Origin of the sequence: Streptomyces sp. enrichment culture (assembly GCF_964272895.1) — a bacterium.
GTDB lineage: Bacteria > Actinomycetota > Actinomycetes > Streptomycetales > Streptomycetaceae > Streptomyces.
Window position 1 is genome coordinate 5,451,105 of the sequence record NZ_OZ186832.1, and the last position, 18,691, is coordinate 5,469,795.

At 71.5% G+C, this 18,691-nt stretch carries 15 protein-coding genes; 7 read left to right on the forward strand and 8 right to left on the reverse strand.

Annotated features, from left to right (window positions below):
* Positions 1-9: 9 nt before the first annotated feature.
* The 5 genes from rlmN to ACSU6M_RS24770 all read left to right on the forward strand — a co-directional run bounded on the left by rlmN (position 10) and on the right by ACSU6M_RS24770 (position 6,116).
* Entirely contained in the window at positions 10-1,116 is a 1,107-nt protein-coding gene (gene rlmN, locus ACSU6M_RS24750; protein ID WP_437072394.1) for a 23S rRNA (adenine(2503)-C(2))-methyltransferase RlmN, read from the forward strand.
* A 211-nt stretch (positions 1,117-1,327) separates the two neighbouring features.
* Positions 1,328-2,422, forward strand: coding sequence for a thiamine ABC transporter substrate-binding protein (locus tag ACSU6M_RS24755; protein ID WP_437072395.1), 1,095 nt, complete (start codon positions 1,328-1,330; stop codon positions 2,420-2,422).
* Positions 2,398-4,068 carry an ABC transporter permease gene (locus ACSU6M_RS24760; protein ID WP_437072397.1) on the forward strand — a complete coding sequence of 557 codons (1,671 nt, stop codon included), beginning with the start codon at positions 2,398-2,400 and terminating at the stop codon, positions 4,066-4,068. Before ACSU6M_RS24755 ends, ACSU6M_RS24760 begins: the two co-directional genes overlap by 25 nt.
* The gene (locus tag ACSU6M_RS24765) at positions 4,068-5,087 is read left to right on the forward strand and encodes an ABC transporter ATP-binding protein (RefSeq protein ID WP_437072398.1); all 1,020 of its coding nucleotides are present in this window, start codon (positions 4,068-4,070) and stop codon (positions 5,085-5,087) included. The genes ACSU6M_RS24760 and ACSU6M_RS24765 overlap by 1 nt, the downstream gene beginning before the upstream one ends.
* Positions 5,088-5,318: 231 nt before the next feature.
* Complete coding sequence (locus ACSU6M_RS24770; protein ID WP_437072399.1) at positions 5,319-6,116, forward strand: maleylpyruvate isomerase family mycothiol-dependent enzyme; 798 nt, start codon at positions 5,319-5,321, stop codon at positions 6,114-6,116.
* A 136-nt stretch (positions 6,117-6,252) separates the two neighbouring features.
* Here the strand turns inward: ACSU6M_RS24770 and ACSU6M_RS24775 are convergent, their stop codons facing one another.
* From ACSU6M_RS24775 to ACSU6M_RS24805, 7 genes are all read right to left on the reverse strand, one after another.
* Positions 6,253-6,969, reverse strand: a complete 717-nt coding sequence (locus ACSU6M_RS24775) for an LAETG motif-containing sortase-dependent surface protein (RefSeq protein WP_437072401.1) — start codon at positions 6,967-6,969, stop codon at positions 6,253-6,255.
* Positions 6,970-7,212: 243 nt separating this feature from the next.
* The gene (locus ACSU6M_RS24780) at positions 7,213-8,337 is read right to left on the reverse strand and encodes an LOG family protein (protein WP_437072402.1); all 1,125 of its coding nucleotides are present in this window, start codon (positions 8,335-8,337) and stop codon (positions 7,213-7,215) included.
* Positions 8,338-8,393: 56 nt separating this feature from the next.
* Entirely contained in the window at positions 8,394-8,801 is a 408-nt protein-coding gene (locus ACSU6M_RS24785; RefSeq protein ID WP_437072403.1) for a VOC family protein, read from the reverse strand.
* A 258-nt stretch (positions 8,802-9,059) separates the two neighbouring features.
* Entirely contained in the window at positions 9,060-10,562 is a 1,503-nt protein-coding gene (locus ACSU6M_RS24790) for a hypothetical protein (RefSeq protein ID WP_437072405.1), read from the reverse strand.
* The gene (locus tag ACSU6M_RS24795) at positions 10,544-11,284 is read right to left on the reverse strand and encodes an ABC transporter ATP-binding protein (RefSeq protein ID WP_437072406.1); all 741 of its coding nucleotides are present in this window, start codon (positions 11,282-11,284) and stop codon (positions 10,544-10,546) included. The genes ACSU6M_RS24790 and ACSU6M_RS24795 overlap by 19 nt, the downstream gene beginning before the upstream one ends.
* A 207-nt stretch (positions 11,285-11,491) precedes the next feature.
* Positions 11,492-12,856, reverse strand: a complete 1,365-nt coding sequence (locus tag ACSU6M_RS24800) for an aspartate aminotransferase family protein (protein ID WP_437072407.1) — start codon at positions 12,854-12,856, stop codon at positions 11,492-11,494.
* A 19-nt stretch (positions 12,857-12,875) separates the two neighbouring features.
* Positions 12,876-13,394 (reverse strand): Lrp/AsnC family transcriptional regulator, encoded by a 519-nt coding sequence (locus ACSU6M_RS24805; RefSeq protein ID WP_404046464.1) that lies wholly within the window; start codon positions 13,392-13,394, stop codon positions 12,876-12,878.
* A gap of 162 nt (positions 13,395-13,556) precedes the next feature.
* Between ACSU6M_RS24805 and ACSU6M_RS24810 the strand changes: the two genes are divergently transcribed.
* Entirely contained in the window at positions 13,557-14,996 is a 1,440-nt protein-coding gene (locus ACSU6M_RS24810; protein ID WP_437072409.1) for a gamma-aminobutyraldehyde dehydrogenase, read from the forward strand.
* 110 nt (positions 14,997-15,106) lie between these two features.
* On the opposite strand, the gene ACSU6M_RS24815 is transcribed toward ACSU6M_RS24810, so the two are convergent.
* Positions 15,107-16,081: a hypothetical protein gene (locus ACSU6M_RS24815; protein ID WP_437072411.1), complete on the reverse strand. Its 975-nt coding sequence runs from the start codon at positions 16,079-16,081 to the stop codon at positions 15,107-15,109.
* A 220-nt stretch (positions 16,082-16,301) separates the two neighbouring features.
* Here ACSU6M_RS24815 and ACSU6M_RS24820 point away from each other — a divergent pair, with 220 nt between their 5' ends.
* Positions 16,302-18,596 carry a heavy metal translocating P-type ATPase gene (locus ACSU6M_RS24820; protein ID WP_437072412.1) on the forward strand — a complete coding sequence of 765 codons (2,295 nt, stop codon included), beginning with the start codon at positions 16,302-16,304 and terminating at the stop codon, positions 18,594-18,596.
* The last annotated feature ends 95 nt before the right edge of the window (positions 18,597-18,691 follow it).

An 18,691-nucleotide genomic window follows, 5' to 3' on the forward strand; every position in this document is an offset into this window, starting at 1 on the left:
GGAAGGGTTATGCCTGCACCCGGAGAACTCACTTTCGTCGCGCCGCGCGGAGCCAAGAAGCCGCCGCGGCATCTCGCCGATCTCTCGCCCGCCGAGCGCAAGGAGGCGGTGGCCGAGGTCGGCGAGAAGCCGTTTCGTGCCAAGCAGCTGTCGCAGCACTACTTCGCGCGGTACGCCCACGACCCGCAGGAATGGACCGACATTCCCGCCGGAGCGCGGGAGAAGCTGCGCGAGGCGCTGTTCCCGGAGCTGATGACCGTCGTACGGCATCTGTCCACGGACCAGGGGACCACCCGCAAGACGCTGTGGCGGCTGTTCGACGGCACGCTCGTCGAGTCCGTGCTGATGCGGTACCCGGACCGGGTCACCATGTGCATCAGCTCGCAGGCCGGATGCGGGATGAACTGCCCGTTCTGCGCGACCGGGCAGGCGGGCCTGGACCGGAACCTGTCGACCGCGGAGATCGTGCACCAGATCGTCGACGGGATGCGCGCACTGCGGGACGGAGAGGTGCCCGGCGGTCCCGCGCGGCTGTCGAACATCGTCTTCATGGGCATGGGCGAACCGCTCGCCAACTACAAGCGGGTCGTCGGCGCCATCCGCGCCCTCACCGACCCCGCCCCCGACGGCCTCGGCCTGTCGCAGCGCGGCATCACCGTGTCCACCGTCGGCCTGGTCCCGGCGATCCACCGGTTCGCCGACGAGGGCTTCAAGTGCCGGCTGGCGATCTCCCTGCACGCCCCCGACGACGAGCTGCGCGACACCCTCGTCCCCGTGAACACCCGCTGGAAGGTCCGCGAGGTCCTCGACGCCGGGTTCGAGTACACCGAGAAGTCCGGGCGCCGGCTGTCCATCGAGTACGCGCTGATCCGGGACATCAACGACCAGGCATGGCGAGGGGACCGGCTGGGCCGGCTGCTCAAGGGCAGGCCCGTGCACGTCAACCTGATCCCGCTGAACCCGACGCCCGGCTCCAAGTGGACCGCCTCACGGCCCGAGGACGAGAAGGCGTTCGTCGAGGCCATCGCCGCGCACGGCGTGCCGGTGACCATCCGGGACACCCGAGGTCAGGAGATCGACGGAGCCTGTGGTCAGCTCGCGGCCACCGAGCGGTAACCTGACCCCGTCAGTACATCTTCATATTCCGACAGGGGAGCGCCACAGCGCTGAGAGTGCGGCGATCGGGCCGCAGACCCTCTGAACCTCGCCCAGGTCATTCTGGGTAGGAAGTTCGGTCATCACTCGAGCTGTTGCGTCCCGCCCGGGTACCCGTCGGGGTCCCGGGCGGGGCCGCGTCTCTTCCTGGACCTTTCCCAGGAGGAATTCCGTGCACATCAAGACGTTCGTCGCCGCGGCCGTCGGCCTCGGCCTGGTCACGCTGTCCGCATGCGGGTCCTCGGACTCCGACTCCGGATCCGGATCCGACTCCGGCGGCAAGGGCTCCAAGACCGTCACCCTCGTCAGCCACAGCTCGTGGGCGGTCTCCGAGGACGTTCTCGCCGCCTTCGAGAAGCAGTCCGGCTACCAGGTCAAGGTCCTGGAGGACGGCGACGCCGGCCAGGCCGTCAACAAGGCCATCCTGACCAAGGACAACCCGCAGGGCGACGTGTTCTTCGGCGTCGACAACACCCTGCTCTCACGGGCCCTGGACAACGGGCTCTTCCAGCCCTACGAGGCCAAGGGATCCGACCTGGTCCTGCCCGAGTACCGGGTGGACGAGGACAAGCACCGGGTCACCCCCGTCGACACCGGCGACATCTGCGTCAACTACGACAAGGCGTACTTCAGCGAGCGCAAGCTGGTCCCGCCCACCTCGTTCGACGACCTGATCAAGCCCGCCTACAAGAACCTCCTCGTCACCGAGAACGCCTCCACCTCCTCACCCGGCCTGGGCTTCCTGCTCGGCACCGCCGCGAAGTACGGCGACGACGGCTGGCAGGACTACTGGAAGAAGCTGAAGGCCAACGGCGTGAAGGTCGTCGACGGCTGGGACCAGGCGTACAACCAGGAGTTCTCCGGCTCCGCGGGAGGCAGGAAGGCCAAGGCCGACCGGCCGCTGGTGGTGTCGTACGCCTCCTCCCCGCCCGCCGAGGTGATCTATGCCGACCCCCGGCCGAAGACCGCGCCCACCGGAGTCGCCGAAGGCACCTGCTTCCGGCAGATCGAGTACGCCGGCCTGCTCAGCAACGCCAAGAACCCCGAGGGCGGCAAGGCGCTGATCGACTTCCTGCTCACCAAGGAGTTCCAGGACGACATGCCGCTGAACATGTTCGTCTACCCGGTGCGCGAGGGCGCCCAGGTGCCGCCCGAGTTCGTGAAGTACGGGCCGAAGGCGAAGAACCCCGCGACCATGGACCCGGCGAAGATCGCCGAGCACCGCGACGAGTGGGTCACCTCGTGGACCTCGCTCGTACTGAAGTAGCCGCCCGCAAGCGGCGCACCGGGAACGCGGCGCGGCTCGGGCTGATGGCCCTGCCCGTCGCGTTCTTCGGGCTGTTCTTCGCCTACCCGGTCGCCGCGATCGTCGAGCGCGGCCTGCACGCGGACGGGGCCTGGCAGCTCGGGCGGCTCGGCGAGGTGCTCACCGACCCCGGCATCCGGCACGTGCTGTGGTTCACCACCTGGCAGGCGCTCGCCTCCACCGCGCTCACCCTGCTGATCGCGCTGCCCGGCGCCTATGTGTTCGCCCGCTTCGACTTCCCCGGCAAGCAGCTGCTGCGCGCGGTGGTGACCGTTCCCTTCGTGCTGCCGACGGTGGTCGTCGGCACCGCGTTCCTGGCCGTCGTAGGCCGGGGTGGTCTGCTGGACGAGCTGTGGGGCGTACGGCTCGACACCACCGTGTGGGCGATCCTGCTCGCCCATGTCTTCTTCAACTACGCGGTCGTCGTACGGACCGTCGGCGGACTGTGGGCCCAGCTCGACCCGCGGCAGGAGGAGGCCGCGCGCATGCTGGGCGCGTCACGCCTCACCGCGTGGCGCACGGTCACCCTGCCCGCGCTCGGGCCCGCCGTCGCGGCCGCGGCGCTGATGGTCTTCCTGTTCACCTTCACCTCCTTCGGCGTGGTCCAGATCCTCGGCGGACCCACCTTCTCCACGCTGGAGGTGGAGATCTACCGGCAGACCACCGCGATCTTCGACCTGACCACCGCCGCCGTGCTCACCCTGGTGCAGTTCGCCGCGGTCGGCGCGATCCTCGCCGTGCACGCCTGGACCGTACGACGACGGGAGACGGTCCTGCGGCTGGTGGACGCGTCGGTGACGTCCGCGCGGCCGCGCGGGGCACGGCAGTGGGCCCTGCTCACCGGCGTGCTGCTGACCGTCGCCGTGCTGCTGGTGCTGCCGCTGGCGGTGCTGGTGCAGCGGTCGCTGGACGCGCCCGGCCTCGGCTACTACAAGGCGCTGAACCGCGAGGACGGGGGCGCCTTCCTGGTGCCGCCCGTCGAGGCCATCGGCAACTCGCTGGAGTACGCGGTCGTCGCCACCGCCCTCGCCGTGCTGATCGGCGGGCTCGCCGCCGCCGCGCTCACCCGGCGGGACGCCGGACCTCTGGTGCGCGGCTTCGACGCGCTGCTGATGCTGCCGCTCGGGGTGTCCGCGGTGACCGTCGGCTTCGGCTTCCTGATCGCCCTCGACGAGCCACCGCTCAACCTGCGCTCCTCCTGGCTGCTGGTGCCGCTCGCGCAGGCGCTGGTCGGGGTGCCGTTCGTGGTGCGGACCATGCTGCCAGTGCTGCGCGCGGTGGACGCCCGGCTGCGGGAGGCCGCGGCGGTGCTGGGGGCCTCGCCGTGGCGGGTGTGGCGGGAGGTGGACCTGCCGATGGTCCGGCGGGCGCTGCTGGTCGCCGCCGGGTTCGCCTTCGCCGTGTCGCTCGGCGAGTTCGGCGCCACCGTGTTCATCGCGCGGGCCGACAACCCGACCCTGCCGGTCGCCGTGGCCAAGCTGCTGTCACGGCCCGGTGACCTCAACTACGGCCAGGCGATGGCCCTTTCGACGATTCTGATGGTGGTGTGCGCGGTGGCCCTGCTGGTGCTGGAGCGGCTGCGGACCGACCGGACGGGGGAGTTCTGATGCTGCTCGGCCTTGAGGGCGCGACCGTGCGGTTCGGTGGCCGTGCGGTGCTCGACGGTGTCGACCTGGAGGTCGCCGAGCACGAGATCGTGTGCGTGCTCGGGCCGAGCGGCAGCGGCAAGTCGACCCTGCTGCGGGCGGTCGCGGGCTTGCAGCCGCTGGACTCCGGACGGGTACTGCTCGACGGACGCGACCAGGCGGGCGTCCCCGCGCACCGGCGGGGCGTGGGGCTGATGTTCCAGGACCATCAGCTCTTCCCGCAGCGGGACGTGGGCGGCAATGTGGCCTTCGGGCTGCGGATGCACGGGGCGTCGAAGCGTGAACAGCAGCAGCGCGTGGGGGAGTTGCTCGACCTCGTCGGCCTGCCGGGCGCCGCGCGGCGCGCCGTGGCCGCGCTGTCCGGCGGCGAGCAGCAGCGGGTGGCGCTCGCCCGTGCCCTCGCGCCCCGTCCGCGGCTGCTGATGCTCGACGAGCCGCTGGGCCAGCTCGACCGGTCACTGCGCGAACGGCTCGTGGTCGAACTGCGGGAACTGTTCGGCCGGTTGGGCACGACCGTGCTCGCCGTCACCCACGACCAGGGCGAGGCGTTCGCACTCGCCGACCGGGTCGTGGTGATGCGCGACGGGCGGATCGCCCAGTCCGGTACGCCGCTCGACGTCTGGCAGCGGCCTGCCGACGCGTTCGTGGCCCGCTTCCTCGGCTTCGACAATGTGGTGACGGCGACCGTGACCGGCGAAGCGGCGGACACACCGTGGGGCAAGCTGCCCGTGCCGGAGGGCTCGCCCCAGGGTGAGCACGCGGTACTGGTGCGGCCCGCCGGGGTGCGGCTGGTGGCGCCGGCCGACGGGCTGCGCTGCACGGTCACCGCCCGCACCTTCCGGGGCACCCATGTCGCCGTGCACCTCCAGCCCGAGGACGCGCCACGGCTGGAGGCGGCGTGCGCCCTGCGGGACGCGCCGGGGGTGGGGGACGAGGTGGCGGTGGTGTTCGACGGGGCGGAGGTTGTGGTGTTGGGGTGAGGGGGCGGTGGGCAGGGGGGACGGGCGCGGGCGTCGCGGGACGTCGCGGGGTGCCGTAGGGGGGCGGACGGGCGTGGGCGTCGCGGGGGTGGGCAGGGCGACGGACGGGCGTGGGTGTCGCTGGGGTGCGCAGTAGGGCTCTTGGGACGTCGACGAGGCCGGTGTGATGATCGGGTCGGCCCTGTGGAAAACTCCATGCCCCGTGATCGCGCTCCTTCTACGGTGGGGTGCATGACGCGACTGACTCATGACCGCTACTGCGACGAAATCGCCCACCAGATCGGCCTGTTGAGGTCAGTGATCACTTCCGGTGCCGATCTGACCGCCACCGTGCCGACCTGCCCCGACTGGTCGCTGGAGGATCTCGTACGGCACACCGGAGGCGCCCTGCGCTGGGTCGATGCCCTGGTGCGCACCCGCGCCGAGGAGAACATCCCCGTGGAGAGCATCCCGCTGGCCGGCGGACCCGAGAAGAGGAACGACCCCACCGCACTGGACGCCTGGCTGGCCGAGACCGGCGAGCTGGTGGTCGCCGCAGTGCGCGAGGCCGGGCCGGACGCCAAGGTGTGGTCCTGGGCGGGCATCCACAACACCGCCTTCTGGGCCCGCCGGATGACCCACGAGATCACCGTTCACCGCGCGGACGCCACCCTCGCCGCCGGACTGCCCTACGACGTCGCCCCCGAGATAGCCGCCGACGCGATCGACGAGTGGCTGGAGATAGTCGCGTTCGTCCAGAAGGCGATGCCGGAGGACAACGCCTCGGAGCTGCGAGGCACCGGGCAGACGCTGCATCTGCACGCCACCGACAGCGCGCCCGAGCTCGACGCCGAGTGGTTCATCGAACTCGCCGACGAAGGTGTCGTCTGGCGACGGGGCCACGAGAAGGCGACGGTCGCCCTGCGTGGCCCGCTCACCTCCGTGCTGCTCGCCTTCTACCGGCGCCTGCCGCTGGACTCTCCGGAGCTGGAGGTCCTCGGTGAGCGCGAGCTGCTGGAGTTCTGGCTGGAGCGGGCCACGTTCGGCTGAGGGGCCTGGGCCTCGGGTCGTGGTTCTCGGGCCGTGGTCTTCGGGCGTGGTCTTCGGGCGTGGTCCTCGGGTCGTGGTTCTCGCCGACGGGACGGGTCGCCTTCGGGCCGGCGCCCTGGGCGACCCGTCCCGAAGGTCAGCGGTTGTCGCCGGAACCGCGTCGGCGCAGGCCGAGGAAGACCGCGCCGCCGCCGACCACGACCAGGGCGGCCGCGATGCCGGCGATCAGGCCGGTGTTGGAGTTGGCGCCGGTCTCGGCGAGGTTGGAGTCACCGGCCGCGGGCGAGGGGGCGTTGCCCGGAGTCTCGGCGGGCGGAGGGGTCTCGCTGCGCGGGGCCGACGGGGCCGGCGTGGCGGGCTCCGCAGGCGCCGGGGCGCTCTGGGACGGGGGCTGCGACGGCGTCGGGGCGGGCGGCGGAGTGGACGGCGGGGTGGGCTTCGAAGGGTCGGTCTTCTTGCAGGGGGTGGACGGTGTCTTGAGGTTGGGCTTGATGTCCTCGTCGACGTAGCCCTCGGCCAGTACGTGGATGCGGTACTCCGCGTTCGGCCTCCAGTCCTCGGCGAAGGTGATCGTGGTGCCCTCGCGGGAACCCTTCACCTCCTGGGTGCCGACAAGGCGTTCGTCGGCGCCGTTGTTCTCCAGGTAGACCGAGACCTTGGCGGGGATGCCGGCCGGGTCCTTGTCGGTGACGGTGATGACGCCCTTGTCGCCGTCACAGACGGCGGCGGCGGAGAACTCGCTGATGTCGCAGGCCAGTGCGTCGCCGGTGGCGCCGAGCACGAGTGCGGCGGAGGCGGCGGCGGCACCGAGGGCACGCGCGGAACGGCGTGCGGTGCGGCGGGATATGGACACGTTTGTCCTTAAGTGATGTGCAATTGAGGGGGGTTGGGGGGGAGGGGAGGGGGGACCCCCCAAAGGGGAAAACCCCCAAGAGGACGCCCCCGAAGAGGACGCCCCCCAAGAGGACGCCTCCGAGGAGGACGCCCCCCGAAGGGGACAACCCGTCGCCTCCCCCAGGAGGCTCACAGGTCTATAAGCGCTCCATAAGCAGTGTCAATGCGCGTGCACATCAACGGCATTGGCTTTGCCCGCTTATTAACCGCCGAGACGTTTCAACGCCTCCGGAGCCTCCTCGATCCGGTCGACCAACGCGATCCGCGCGTCCATGGGCCGTCCCGCGGCCAGGGACTGCAGCAGGGGCCAGGCCGGCAGTTTCTCGGTCCAGTGCGTCCGGTTCACGAGCACCATGGGGGTCGGCTCGCCTCGGGACTCGTAGTAGTTGGGGGTCGCGTTGTCGAAGATCTCCTGTACGGTGCCGGCGGCGCCCGGCAGGAAGACGATGCCCGCGTTGGAGCGGGCGAGCAGGCCGTCCTCGCGGGTGGCGTTGGCGAAGTACTTGGCGATGTGCGAGGCGAAGGGGTTCGGCGGCTCGTGGCCGTAGAACCAGGTGGGGATGCCCACCGAGGTGCCGCCCTTGGGCCAGCGGGCGCGGACGTCGAAGGCGGCGGCGGCCCAGTCGGTGATCGAGGGCGTGAACTTCGGGGCGCGGGAGAGGATGTCGAGCGACTCGGTGAGCATCGCGTCGTCGAAGGGGGCGGCGTACGCGCCGAGGTTGGCCGCCTCCATCGCGCCGGGGCCGCCGCCGGTGGCGACGGTGAGACCGGCGCGGGCCAGTTCCCGGCCGAGGCGGGCGGCACCGGCGTACTCGCGGGTGCCGCGGCCCATGGCGTGGCCGCCCATGACGCCCACCACGTGGGTGCCGCGCAGGAGTTCGTCGAGCGCGTCCGAGACGGAGTCGTCGTGGATGGCGCGCAGCATGGAGGCGAATATGTCGCCGTCGGCCTTGGTCCGCTGGAACCAGGTGTAGGCGCGGGCGTCGGGGGTGGCCTCGTAGCCGCCGTCGGCGAGGGAGGCGAAGAGCTCGTCGGGGGAGTAGACGAGGCCGCGGTACGGGTCGAAGGGGAGGTCGGGGACCGGCGGGAAGACCATCGCGCCGTCCGCGCGGACCTTAACGGCCGCGTCCTCCCGCATCGGGCAGCCGAGGAAGACGGCGCCCGAGGTGTCGGTGGTGAGCAACTCGCGGGTGCGGTCGGTCAGGTCGACGGCCTGGACGCGGAATCCGGCGAGGGTGCCGCGTGCGGCTACGGTCGCGTCGAACTCCTGGAGCGTCTCGATCTCGCGGTCGTTGTGGTGGGCCGCATGGGCGGGCATCGTCTGCACCCGCCCATGCTAGGCACGGTGTCCGAAGCGGTGGGCTCAGCCCCGCACGGCGGGGCTCAGCCCTCCACCGCGGCCGGGTCCATCCAGACGACCTCCCAGGTGTGGCCGTCGAGGTCGTCGAAGGAGCGGCCGTACATGAAGCCCATGTCCTGGACGCGCGGTGAGGCGGTGCCGCCGGCGGCGACGGCCTTGTCGACCAGTTCGTCGACCTTCTCGCGGCTCTCGGCGCTCAGGGCGATCAGGACCTCGCTGGTCTTGGTGGCGTCCGCGATCTCCTTGTCGGTGAAGGTCGCGTAGAACGGCTTGGTGAGCAGCATCGCCACGATGGTGTCGCTGATCACGATCGAGGCCGCGTTGTCGTCGCTGAACTGGGGGTTGATCGAGTAGCCCAGCTCCGTGAAGAACTTCTTGGAGGCGTCCAGGTCGTTCACGGGAAGGTTCACGAAGATCATCTGCTGGTACATGCGGGGTGCTCCCATCGGTTCGTGCCGTTCGGGCGGCGTTTCCTCGTGCCGTTCTCGTGGAGGTAGACCGGGGGAGCGCGGGGAACTCATCGCTCCCCGGCGATCTTTTTCGGGTTTCCTTTCGGGCGCCGGTCGGGCGTTCCTGTCCGGCTGTACGTCAGCCGGTCACGGGGTTCGTGGGTGTGAGCGTCTCCGCCGCTCACGGCTTTCGTGGGCGTGTGCGTCTCCGCCGGTCACGGGTCATGGGGTGTGTGAATCTCAGCCGGTCAGGGGCTGCGCGGCCAGTTCCGCGACGATCAACGTGAGGGGGCCGAACAGGGCGAGGAGCGCGGCCGCGCGCAGGGCAGCGGCCGAGCGCAGGGTGGTGGCCGGGGCGCCGAGGCGGAGCAGGGCGGCGGTGGTCTCGGCGCGGGACTGCCTGGCCTCTACGGCGGCGGTGAGCACGGTGGCCACGGTGCAGCCGACGACCAGCAGTGCGCCGAGGGTGGTGAGGGGGCCGACGGGGGTTCCCTCGGGGTCGTAGAGGGTGGCCATGGCGTAGGCGGCGGAGGCCACCGCGCACAGGACGCCGAGGGGGCGGCCGATACGGGTGGACTCCTCCATCAGGACGCGGCCGGCGAGGAGGCGCAGGGCGCCGGGGCGGGCGGACTGGAGGAGGCGGCCGCAGAGGTGGGTGAGGCCGGGGCCGGCGAGGGCGAGGCCGATCGCGGTGAGGGTCCAGCCGAGGAGGACGCCGCCGGAGTTGCCGGTGAGGCCGCCGGGGAGGGGGAGGTCGGGGGTGGGGGTGCTGCGGGTCGCGTATGCCTCTACGGCGAGGCCGGCGGCGAGGGTGGCGATGCCCCAGGGGAGGGCGGTGGGGGTGGGCGTCAGGGCGGGGTGGGGTTCCGGGGGTGCGGCTTCGTCCTCGCCCTGGGAGGTGGTTGGGGTGGGGCGGGTTTCGCTTGCCCGCGCCGGTGGGGTGTCTCCTCCGGAGGGGGCACCCCCGGCGCCCAGCCGTGCCGCCCCGGCGGCACGACTGACCGCAGGCTCCGCGGGGTGCGTGAGCTCGGACCCGCCCTGTTCGCCGCGCCCCGCGCGCTCTCCGGCCCCGCCGCGCCCCACGCCCTCTTCCGCCCCGCCGCGCCCCACGTCACCGGCTCCCCCCGCCCGGCGGGCGCCGAAGCGGCCGTATGTGCCGAACGTCTCCCGCGCCGCGCCCCTGCCGTAGGCGCCGAAGCGGCCGAAGAGGCGGGGGGTGCCGGGGCGGCGGGGTTCGCGGGGGCGGAGGACCAGGGCGACGGAGAGGGAGGCGGTGAGGGGGACCAGGGACAGGAGGGTCAGGGCGGCCGGCAGGGGCAGGGGGCGGTCGGCGGCGAGGGTGTCCGCCGCCGCGCCGTCGAAGGGCATGCCGGTGAGGTCGCCGCGGAGGTGGAGGAAGAAGAGGAGGGCCAGCATGGAGCCGAGGAGGGTGGACAGGGCCGTGGTCGTCGCGGACACCGCCATCTGACGGGCCGGGCCCAGGCCGATCGCCGAGAGGCCGGGCCGGGGCCGGGTGCCCGGGTCGGTGCGGGCGACGGCGACGGCGAAGTAGACCGTCGTGGCGAGCGGGGCCGCGCACCAGGCGAGGCGCAGCAGCGAGGAGCCCGTCGCGTCGGGGTGGGACAGGGCGTGGCCGAGGGCACACAGGAGCAGGAAGCCGGTGCCCGCCGAGGCGGCCGCGACGAGCAGGCGGCGCAGCTGTACGGCGGGACGGGAGCCGCGGGTCAGACGGAGAGCGAGCACGCCGCCCGGCCTTCCGACTCGGCCATCGGCGGCAGGTGGACGGTGTTCACCCGGCGCCCGTCGAGCAGGGACACCGTGCGGTCGGCGAGGGCGGCCGTCTCGGCGTCGTGCGTGGCCAGCACCACGGTGATGCCGTGGGAGCGGGCCGCGGTGGTGAGCGTGCGCAGCACATGCGCGCGGTCGGCGCGGTGCAGCGGCGCCGTCGGCTCGTCGGCGAACAGCACCGAGGGCGCCGGGGCGAGGGCGCGGGCGATGCAGACGCGCTGGCGTTCGGCGTGGGTCAGCTGGTGCGGGTGTTTTCTCGCCCGCTCGCCGACGTCGAGGCGTTCCAGCCACTCCAGGGCGGCCGTCTTGGCGCGGCGCCGGCCGGTGCCGCGCAGCATCAGCGGTAGGGCGGCGTTCTCCCAGACGGTCAGTTCGGGGACGAGGACGGGGGCCGGGTCGATCCAGCAGAAGCGGTCGCGGCGCAGCCGTTCGCGGGCGATGGGGCCCATGGTGTGGACGGGGACGCTGTTGAACCAGATCTCGCCGCGCCGGGCGGGGACCAGGCCGGACAGACAGGCCAGCAGGGTGGTCTTGCCGCTGCCGCGCGGTCCGCCGACGGCGAGGATCTCCCCCTCGCGGACACCGAGCGAGATGCCGTTGAGCGCGGGCGAGCCGTCGCGGTGCTGGTAGTGCAGGGACCGTGCCCAGAGCACGTCGTTGTCCGGCGGGGCCTCCATGGGCGTACACCTTCGTTCTGATCCGTAGTTCCCGTGCCTCATCCCCCGTGCGGGGGAACGAAGGCAGGGCCGATCGGTCACTGGGCACGCTAGGCAGCTTTCGTGGAGGAGCCCGGACAGCACGCGGCCCCGGACCGCCGTTTCTCACTCGAACGGACGGCACCGGGGCCGGTGTTGATCACCTCAGAGGAAGATCCCTCCGGAGGGTCAGAGCTTCGTCCACGCCTCCGTGAGGGTGGCGCGCAGGATCTGCTCGATCTCGTCGAAGGTCTCCTGGTTGGAGATCAGCGGCGGGGCGAGCTGGACGACCGGGTCACCGCGGTCGTCGGCACGGCAGTAGAGGCCGTTGTCGAAGAGCGCCTTGGAGAGGAAGCCGTAGAGCACGCGCTCCGTCTCCTCCTCGTTGAAGGACTCCTTGGTGTTCTTGTCCTTCACCAGCTCGATGCCGTAGAAGAAGCCGTTGCCGCGGACGTCGCCGACGATCGGCAGGTCGTGCAGCTTCTGCAGCGTGGAGAGGAACGCGCCCTCGTTGTCGAGGACGTGCTGGTTCAGCTTCTCCTTCTCGAACAGGTCGAGGTTGGCGAGGCCGACCGCGGCGGAGACCGGGTGGCCGCCGAAGGTGTAGCCGTGCAGGAAGGTGTTGTCGCCCTTGTAGAAGGGCTCGGCGAGGCGGTCGGAGACGATGCAGGCGCCGATCGGGGAGTAGCCCGAGGTCATGCCCTTCGCGCAGGTGATCATGTCCGGGACGTAGCCGAACTTGTCGCAGGCGAAGGTGGTGCCGAGGCGGCCGAAGGCGCAGATGACCTCGTCCGACACGAGCAGGACGTCGTACTGGTCGCAGATCTCGCGCACGCGCTGGAAGTAGCCGGGCGGCGGCGGGAAGCAGCCACCGGCGTTCTGCACCGGCTCCAGGAAGACCGCGGCGACGGTCTCCGGGCCCTCGAAGAGGATCTGCTGCTCGATCTGGTCGGCGGCCCAGCGGCCGAATGCCTCGGGGTCGTCGCCGTGGATCGGGGCGCGGTAGATGTTGGTGTTCGGCACCTTGTGCGCGCCGGGGACCAGCGGCTCGAAGGGGGCCTTCAGGCCGGGCAGGCCGGTGATGGACAGGGCGCCCTGCGGGGTGCCGTGGTAGGCGACCGCGCGCGAGATGACCTTGTACTTGGTCGGCTTGCCGATCAGCTTGAAGTACTGCTTGGCGAGCTTCCAGGCGGTCTCGACCGCCTCGCCGCCACCGGTGGTGAAGAAGACCTTGTTGAGGTCGCCCGGGGCCTCGTTCGCGAGGCGCTCGGCCAGTTCGACGGCCTTGGGGTGGGCGTAGGACCACACCGGGAAGAAGGCCAGCTCGCTCGCCTGCTTGGCGGCGGTCTCGGCGAGCTCGGTGCGGCCGTGGCCGGCCTGGACGACGAAGAGACCGGCGAGACCGTCGAGGTAGCGCTTGCCCTTGTCGTCGTAGATGTAGGTGCCCTCACCGCGGACGATGGTCGGGACGGGGGAGTTCTCGTACGACGACATGCGGGTGAAGTGCATCCACAGGTGGTCGTACGCGGTTCGGCTGAGGTCCTTGGTGCTCACGGTTATCGGGTCCTCACGGTTATCGGGTTCCCCACATGTAGGTCTGCTTCTTGAGCTTCAGGTAGACGAAGCTCTCGGTGGAGCGCACTCCGGACAGGGCCCGGATGCGTTTGTTGATGACGTCCAGCAGGTGGTCGTCGTCCTCGCAGACGATCTCCGCGAGGATGTCGAACGAGCCCGCGGTCATCACCACGTACTCGACTTCCGACATGGCCGTCAGCGCGTCGGCTATCGCCTCCACGTCGCCCTCGACGTTGATGCCGACCATCGCCTGCCGGCGGAAGCCCACGGTGAGCGGGTCCGTGACGGCGACGATCTGCATGACGCCCTGGTCGAGCAGCTTCTGGACGCGCTGGCGCACGGCGGCTTCGGAGAGGCCGACGGCCTTGCCGATGGCGGCGTACGGCCGGCGGCCGTCCTCCTGGAGCTGTTCGATGATGGCGAGGGAGACGGCATCCAGCTGGGGATTGCCGCCGTTCCTGGACTCGCGGGAGTCCTTCTGGTCTGCGCTTCGACTGGCCACGACCTCACTGTGCACGAGGACTCGATAGTTTTGCAAGGCCGGATCGATGAAATTCGTTGTCTGAGGGATCTCGGCTTGCGGATTTCGCAGATTCCTGCGGTTGGGGGGTGTCGAAACCGTGGGGGAAGCGACTAGGGTGGGCATCTCAAGGAATGGACATCGACAGGAGGGCCGGCAGTGAGCACCGAGCTGCGTCGTCTGCGCAACTACATCGACGGGGAGTTCCGGGACGCCGCCGACGGACGGACCACGGACGTGGTCAACCCCGCCACGGGCGAGGCGTACGCGACCGCGCCGCTGTCCGGGCAGGCCGACGTGGACGCCGCCATGGCGGCCGCCGAGGCCGCGTTCCCGGCATGGCGCGACACCACCCCCGCCGAGCGGCAGAAGGCCCTTCTGAAGATCGCGGACGCGTTCGAGGAGCGCGCCGAGGAACTGATCGCGGCCGAGGTCGAGAACACGGGCAAGCCGGTCGGCCTCACCCGTTCGGAGGAGATTCCTCCGATGGTGGACCAGATCCGCTTCTTCGCGGGTGCCGCCCGCATGCTGGAGGGCCGCTCGGCCGGCGAGTACATGGACGGGATGACCTCGATCATCCGCCGTGAGCCGGTCGGCGTCTGCGCGCAGGTCGCGCCGTGGAACTACCCGATGATGATGGCCGTGTGGAAGTTCGCCCCGGCCATCGCCGCGGGCAACACGGTCGTCCTGAAGCCGTCGGACACGACCCCCGCGTCCACGGTGCTGATCGCCGACATCATCGGCTCGATCCTGCCCAAGGGCGTCTTCAACGTCATCTGCGGCGACCGCGAGACCGGCCGCATGATGGTCGAGCACCCCGTCCCGGCGATGGCCTCCATCACCGGCTCCGTGCGCGCCGGCATGTCCGTCGCCGAGTCGGCCTCCAAGGACCTCAAGCGCGTCCACCTGGAGCTGGGCGGCAAGGCCCCGGTCGTGGTCTTCGAGGACACCGACATCGCCAAGGCCGTCGAGGACATCTCCGTCGCGGGCTTCTTCAACGCCGGCCAGGACTGCACGGCCGCCACCCGCGTGCTCGTGCAGGAGTCGATCCACGACGAGTTCGTGGCCGCGCTCGCCAAGGCCGCCGCGGAGACCAAGACCGGCCAGCCGGACGACGAGGACGTGCTCTTCGGCCCGCTGAACAACCCGAACCAGCTCAAGCAGGTCGCGGGCTTCATCGAGCGCCTGCCCGCCCACGCCAAGGTCGAGGCGGGCGGCCACCAGGTCGGCGACAAGGGCTACTTCTACGCCCCCACCGTCGTCTCGGGCCTCAAGCAGGACGACGAGATCATCCAGAACGAGGTCTTCGGCCCGGTCATCACCGTCCAGTCCTTCACGGACGAGGAGCAGGCGGTTCAGTGGGCCAACGGCGTCGACTACGCCCTCGCGTCCTCCGTCTGGACCAAGGACCACGGCCGCGCCATGCGCATGTCCAAGAAGCTGGACTTCGGCTGTGTGTGGATCAACACCCACATCCCGCTGGTCGCCGAGATGCCGCACGGCGGCTTCAAGAAGTCCGGCTACGGCAAGGACCTGTCGGGCTACGGCTTCGAGGACTACACCCGCATCAAGCACGTCATGACGTCGCTGGACGCGTAAGCGACCGCACGCACACGCGCGGCCCCGGACGGAGGACGGTCCGTCCGGGGCCGCGTTGTCGTGTCCGGGTCCCGCGGGGCCGCGTCGTCGTGTCCGGGGCCGTCAGGTCGTCAGTGGCCGTGCCCGCTGTCCGAGTGCTCGTCCGGTACGGGGCTCTGCTGTACGCGGCTCTCCTGCGCGGGGCTCTCCGGTACGGCGCTCCCGCCCCCGGCGTGGACCGTGAAGGCGGCCGTGCGGACCTCGCCGTCGGCCTTGAAGTCCAGGAACAGCCGGTAGTCGCCGGCGCTCGGCGCGGCCGCGCTGAAGGCGACCTCGGGACCCGAGGCGGCCGTGCCGTGGGCCTCCTCGTGGGGGTGGACGTGCAGATAGGCCAGGTCTCCGGCGCGCAGGGCGACCAGATGGCCGTAGGCGCCGAGGTACGGCTGGAGCCGGGCCGGCCTGCCGTCGCGGGTGACGGTGAAGGTCAGGTCGCTGTCCGCGCCGGGAGCGAGGGAGCCGGTGAGGCGGACGGTGTAGCCGTCGACGCGGGCGGTCCGGGAGGCCGCGGGGAGCGCCTTGGGGGCGTAGGTGCCCGTGACCGCGAGGTCGGCGCCGAGCGTCAGGTTCTCCTCGCCCGTGGCCGGGGTGAAGTCCGCGAAGACGCGGTAGGCGCCCGCGGCACGCAGATCGGCGGTCGTGCTCCAGGTGCCGTCGGCGGCGCGGGCCGGGTGCAGATGGCGGAAGGTCGTCAGGTCCCGTGAGGCCACGATCAGGTGCAGCTCCTTCTCGTGCTCGCGCCGGTACTCGGTGACCGGGCGGCCGTCCTCGCCGCGGACCGTGAAGCGCAGGGCGGTGCGCTCGCCCGCCGGGACCCGCGTGGTGTGGAGGTCCAGGGTGTAGCCGTCCTGGGAGATCTGGAGGCCGCCGGGCGGCTCCGTCTCGGTGCGCGTCCCCGCGGGCTCCGGCGTGCCGGGAGTGTGGCCGGCGTGGGCGGCGGGCCTGTCGCCGGAGGAGACCGGTCCGACGGCGTCCCCGACGGCGTAGGCGGTACCGAAGGTGGCGGCCAGCGCGGCGGCGAAAGCGCCGATCTTCACTACGGGTTTCATCTCGGGCTCCTGATGCGGACGGGATAGGGCCGCTGCTGCGGACGGGGAGGTCCGCCGCCTCGGGGACGGCGGGCCGTCGGCCGGGGCGACACCTTCATTGATACATACCCCCGAGGGGTATCGCAAGGTCTTGCCAGTGGATACCTGGGCGGGGTATATCTAGTGGCGTCGGATACCCCCCAGGGGTATGAAAACCGAGTACTGGTCTGGAGGAGTCCTCATGGCCACCACGGCCCCCGAGGTCACCGGAACCGGCGAGGTCGAGCTCGCCATCGGCGGCATGACCTGCGCCTCCTGCGCGGCGCGCATCGAGAAGAAGCTCAACCGCATGGCCGGGGTCACCGCCACGGTCAACTACGCCACCGAGAAGGCGAAGGTGACCTACGAGGGCTCCGTGACCGTCCCCGATCTGATCGCGACCGTCGAGGCCACGGGGTACACCGCGACCGAGCCGCGGCCGGCCGTTACCGAGAGCGGCACCCCGCAGGAGCCGGCCGGACCGGACGAGCTGCTGCCGTTGCGGCAGCGGCTGACCACGGCCGTGGCGCTCGCGGTGCCGGTCATCGCCATGGCCATGGTCCCGGCGCTGCAGTTCGAGTACTGGCAGTGGCTGTCGCTGACGCTCGCCGCCCCCGTCGTCACGTACGCCGCCTGGCCCTTCCACAAGGCGGCCTGGACGAACGCGCGGCACGGTGCGGCGACCATGGACACGCTGATCTCGGTCGGCACGATCGCGGCGTTCGCCTGGTCGCTGTGGGCCCTGTTCTTCGGCACCGCGGGGACACCGGGCATGACGCACCCCTTCGAGCTGACGATCGAGCGCAGCGACGGGTCGGGGAACATCTACCTGGAGGCCGCGGCGGGCGTCACGGCGTTCATCCTGGCCGGGCGGTACTTCGAGGCGCGCTCCAAGCGCCGGGCGGGGGCGGCGCTGAAGGCGCTGCTGGAACTGGGGGCGAAGGACGTCACCGTGGTGCGGGGCGGCCGTGAGGAGCTCGTCCCGGTGGCCGAGCTGAAGACCGGCGACCTCTTCCTCGTCCGGCCCGGCGAGAAGATCGCGACCGACGGCACCGTCGTGGAGGGCTCCTCCGCGGTGGACGCGTCGATGCTGACCGGCGAGTCGGTGCCGGTCGAGGTCGGGGTGGGGGACGCGGTGACCGGGGCGACGCTGAACGAGGGCGGCCGGCTGGTCGTCGAGGCCACCCGCGTGGGCGCCGACACGCAGCTCGCGCGCATGGCCCGGATGGTGGAGGACGCGCAGAGCGGCAAGGCGGCCGCACAGCGGCTGGCCGACAGGATCTCCGGCGTGTTCGTACCGGTGGTCATCGCGCTGGCGCTGGGCACGCTGGGCTTCTGGCTCGGCAACGGGGCCGGTCTGACGGCGGCGTTCACCGCCGCGGTGGCCGTGCTGATCATCGCCTGCCCCTGCGCCCTGGGCCTGGCCACCCCGACGGCCCTGATGGTCGGCACCGGACGCGGTGCCCAGCTGGGCATCCTGATCAAGGGCCCCGAGGTGCTGGAGAGCACCCGCAAGGTCGACACGATCGTCCTGGACAAGACCGGTACGGTCACCACCGGCCGGATGACCCTGCTCGCCGTGCACACCCAGGAGGACGAGGCCGAGGTGCTGCGCCTGGCCGGCGCCCTGGAGAACGCCTCCGAGCACCCCATCGCCCGGGCCGTGGCGACGGGGGCGCTGGACAAGCTGGGTTCGCTGCCCACGCCCGAGGACTTCGCCAACATCCCCGGCCTCGGCGTGCAGGGCGTCGTCGACGGCCACGCCGTCCTCGTCGGCCGCGAGAAGCTGCTCGCCATGGGGGTCCCCCCGGTCGAGCGAAGCCGAGAGCGGGGGAGGGCGATCAGGCTGCCGGTGGAGCTGGAGCGCGCCAAGGCCGAGGCGGAGGCGTCCGGTCGTACCGCCATCGTGGTCGCCTGGGACGGAGAGGCCCGCGCGGTCCTGGAGGTCGCCGACGCGGTCAAGGACACCAGCGCCGAGGCCATCACGCGGCTGCGCGCCCTCGGGCTGACCCCCGTCCTGCTCACCGGCGACAACAAGGCCGTGGCGGAGGCGGTGGCCGCCGAGGTCGGCATCTCCCCCGAGCAGGTCGTCGCCGAGGTGCTCCCCGAGGACAAGGTCGATGTCGTCAAGCGCCTCCAGGGCGAGGGCCGTTCGGTCGCCATGGTCGGTGACGGCGTCAACGACGCGGCCGCGCTCGCCCAGGCCGACCTGGGCCTGGCCATGGGCACCGGCACCGACGCCGCGATCGAGGCAGGCGACCTGACCCTGGTCCGCGGCGACCTGCGCGTGGCGGCGGACGCCATCCGCCTCGCCCGCAGGACCCTCGGCACCATCCGCTCCAACCTCTTCTGGGCCTTCGCCTACAACGTCGCCGCGCTGCCGCTCGCCGCGGCCGGACTGCTCAACCCCATGCTCGCCGGCGCCGCCATGGCCTTCTCCTCGGTCTTCGTGGTCGGCAACAGCCTGCGGCTGCGGCGCTTCAAGCCCGCCGCGTGAGCCCACGCAAGCGGGGCCCCTTCACCGAAGGGGCCCCGCTTCCGCATGCCCACCCCCACTTTTGAACGCGTTCAAATGCGGGCTACGCTGGCCCC

Coding starts and splice junctions, on each gene's coding strand:
- rlmN (WP_437072394.1), top strand. CDS start 10: ATGCCTGCACCCGGAGAACTCACTTTCGTCGCGCCGCGCGGAGCCAAG.
- ACSU6M_RS24765 (WP_437072398.1), top strand. CDS start 4,068: ATGCTGCTCGGCCTTGAGGGCGCGACCGTGCGGTTCGGTGGCCGTGCG.
- ACSU6M_RS24770 (WP_437072399.1), top strand. CDS start 5,319: ATGACGCGACTGACTCATGACCGCTACTGCGACGAAATCGCCCACCAG.
- ACSU6M_RS24785 (WP_437072403.1), bottom strand. CDS start 8,801: ATGTACCAGCAGATGATCTTCGTGAACCTTCCCGTGAACGACCTGGAC.
- ACSU6M_RS24795 (WP_437072406.1), bottom strand. CDS start 11,284: ATGGAGGCCCCGCCGGACAACGACGTGCTCTGGGCACGGTCCCTGCAC.
- ACSU6M_RS24815 (WP_437072411.1), bottom strand. CDS start 16,081: ATGAAACCCGTAGTGAAGATCGGCGCTTTCGCCGCCGCGCTGGCCGCC.
- ACSU6M_RS24820 (WP_437072412.1), top strand. CDS start 16,302: ATGGCCACCACGGCCCCCGAGGTCACCGGAACCGGCGAGGTCGAGCTC.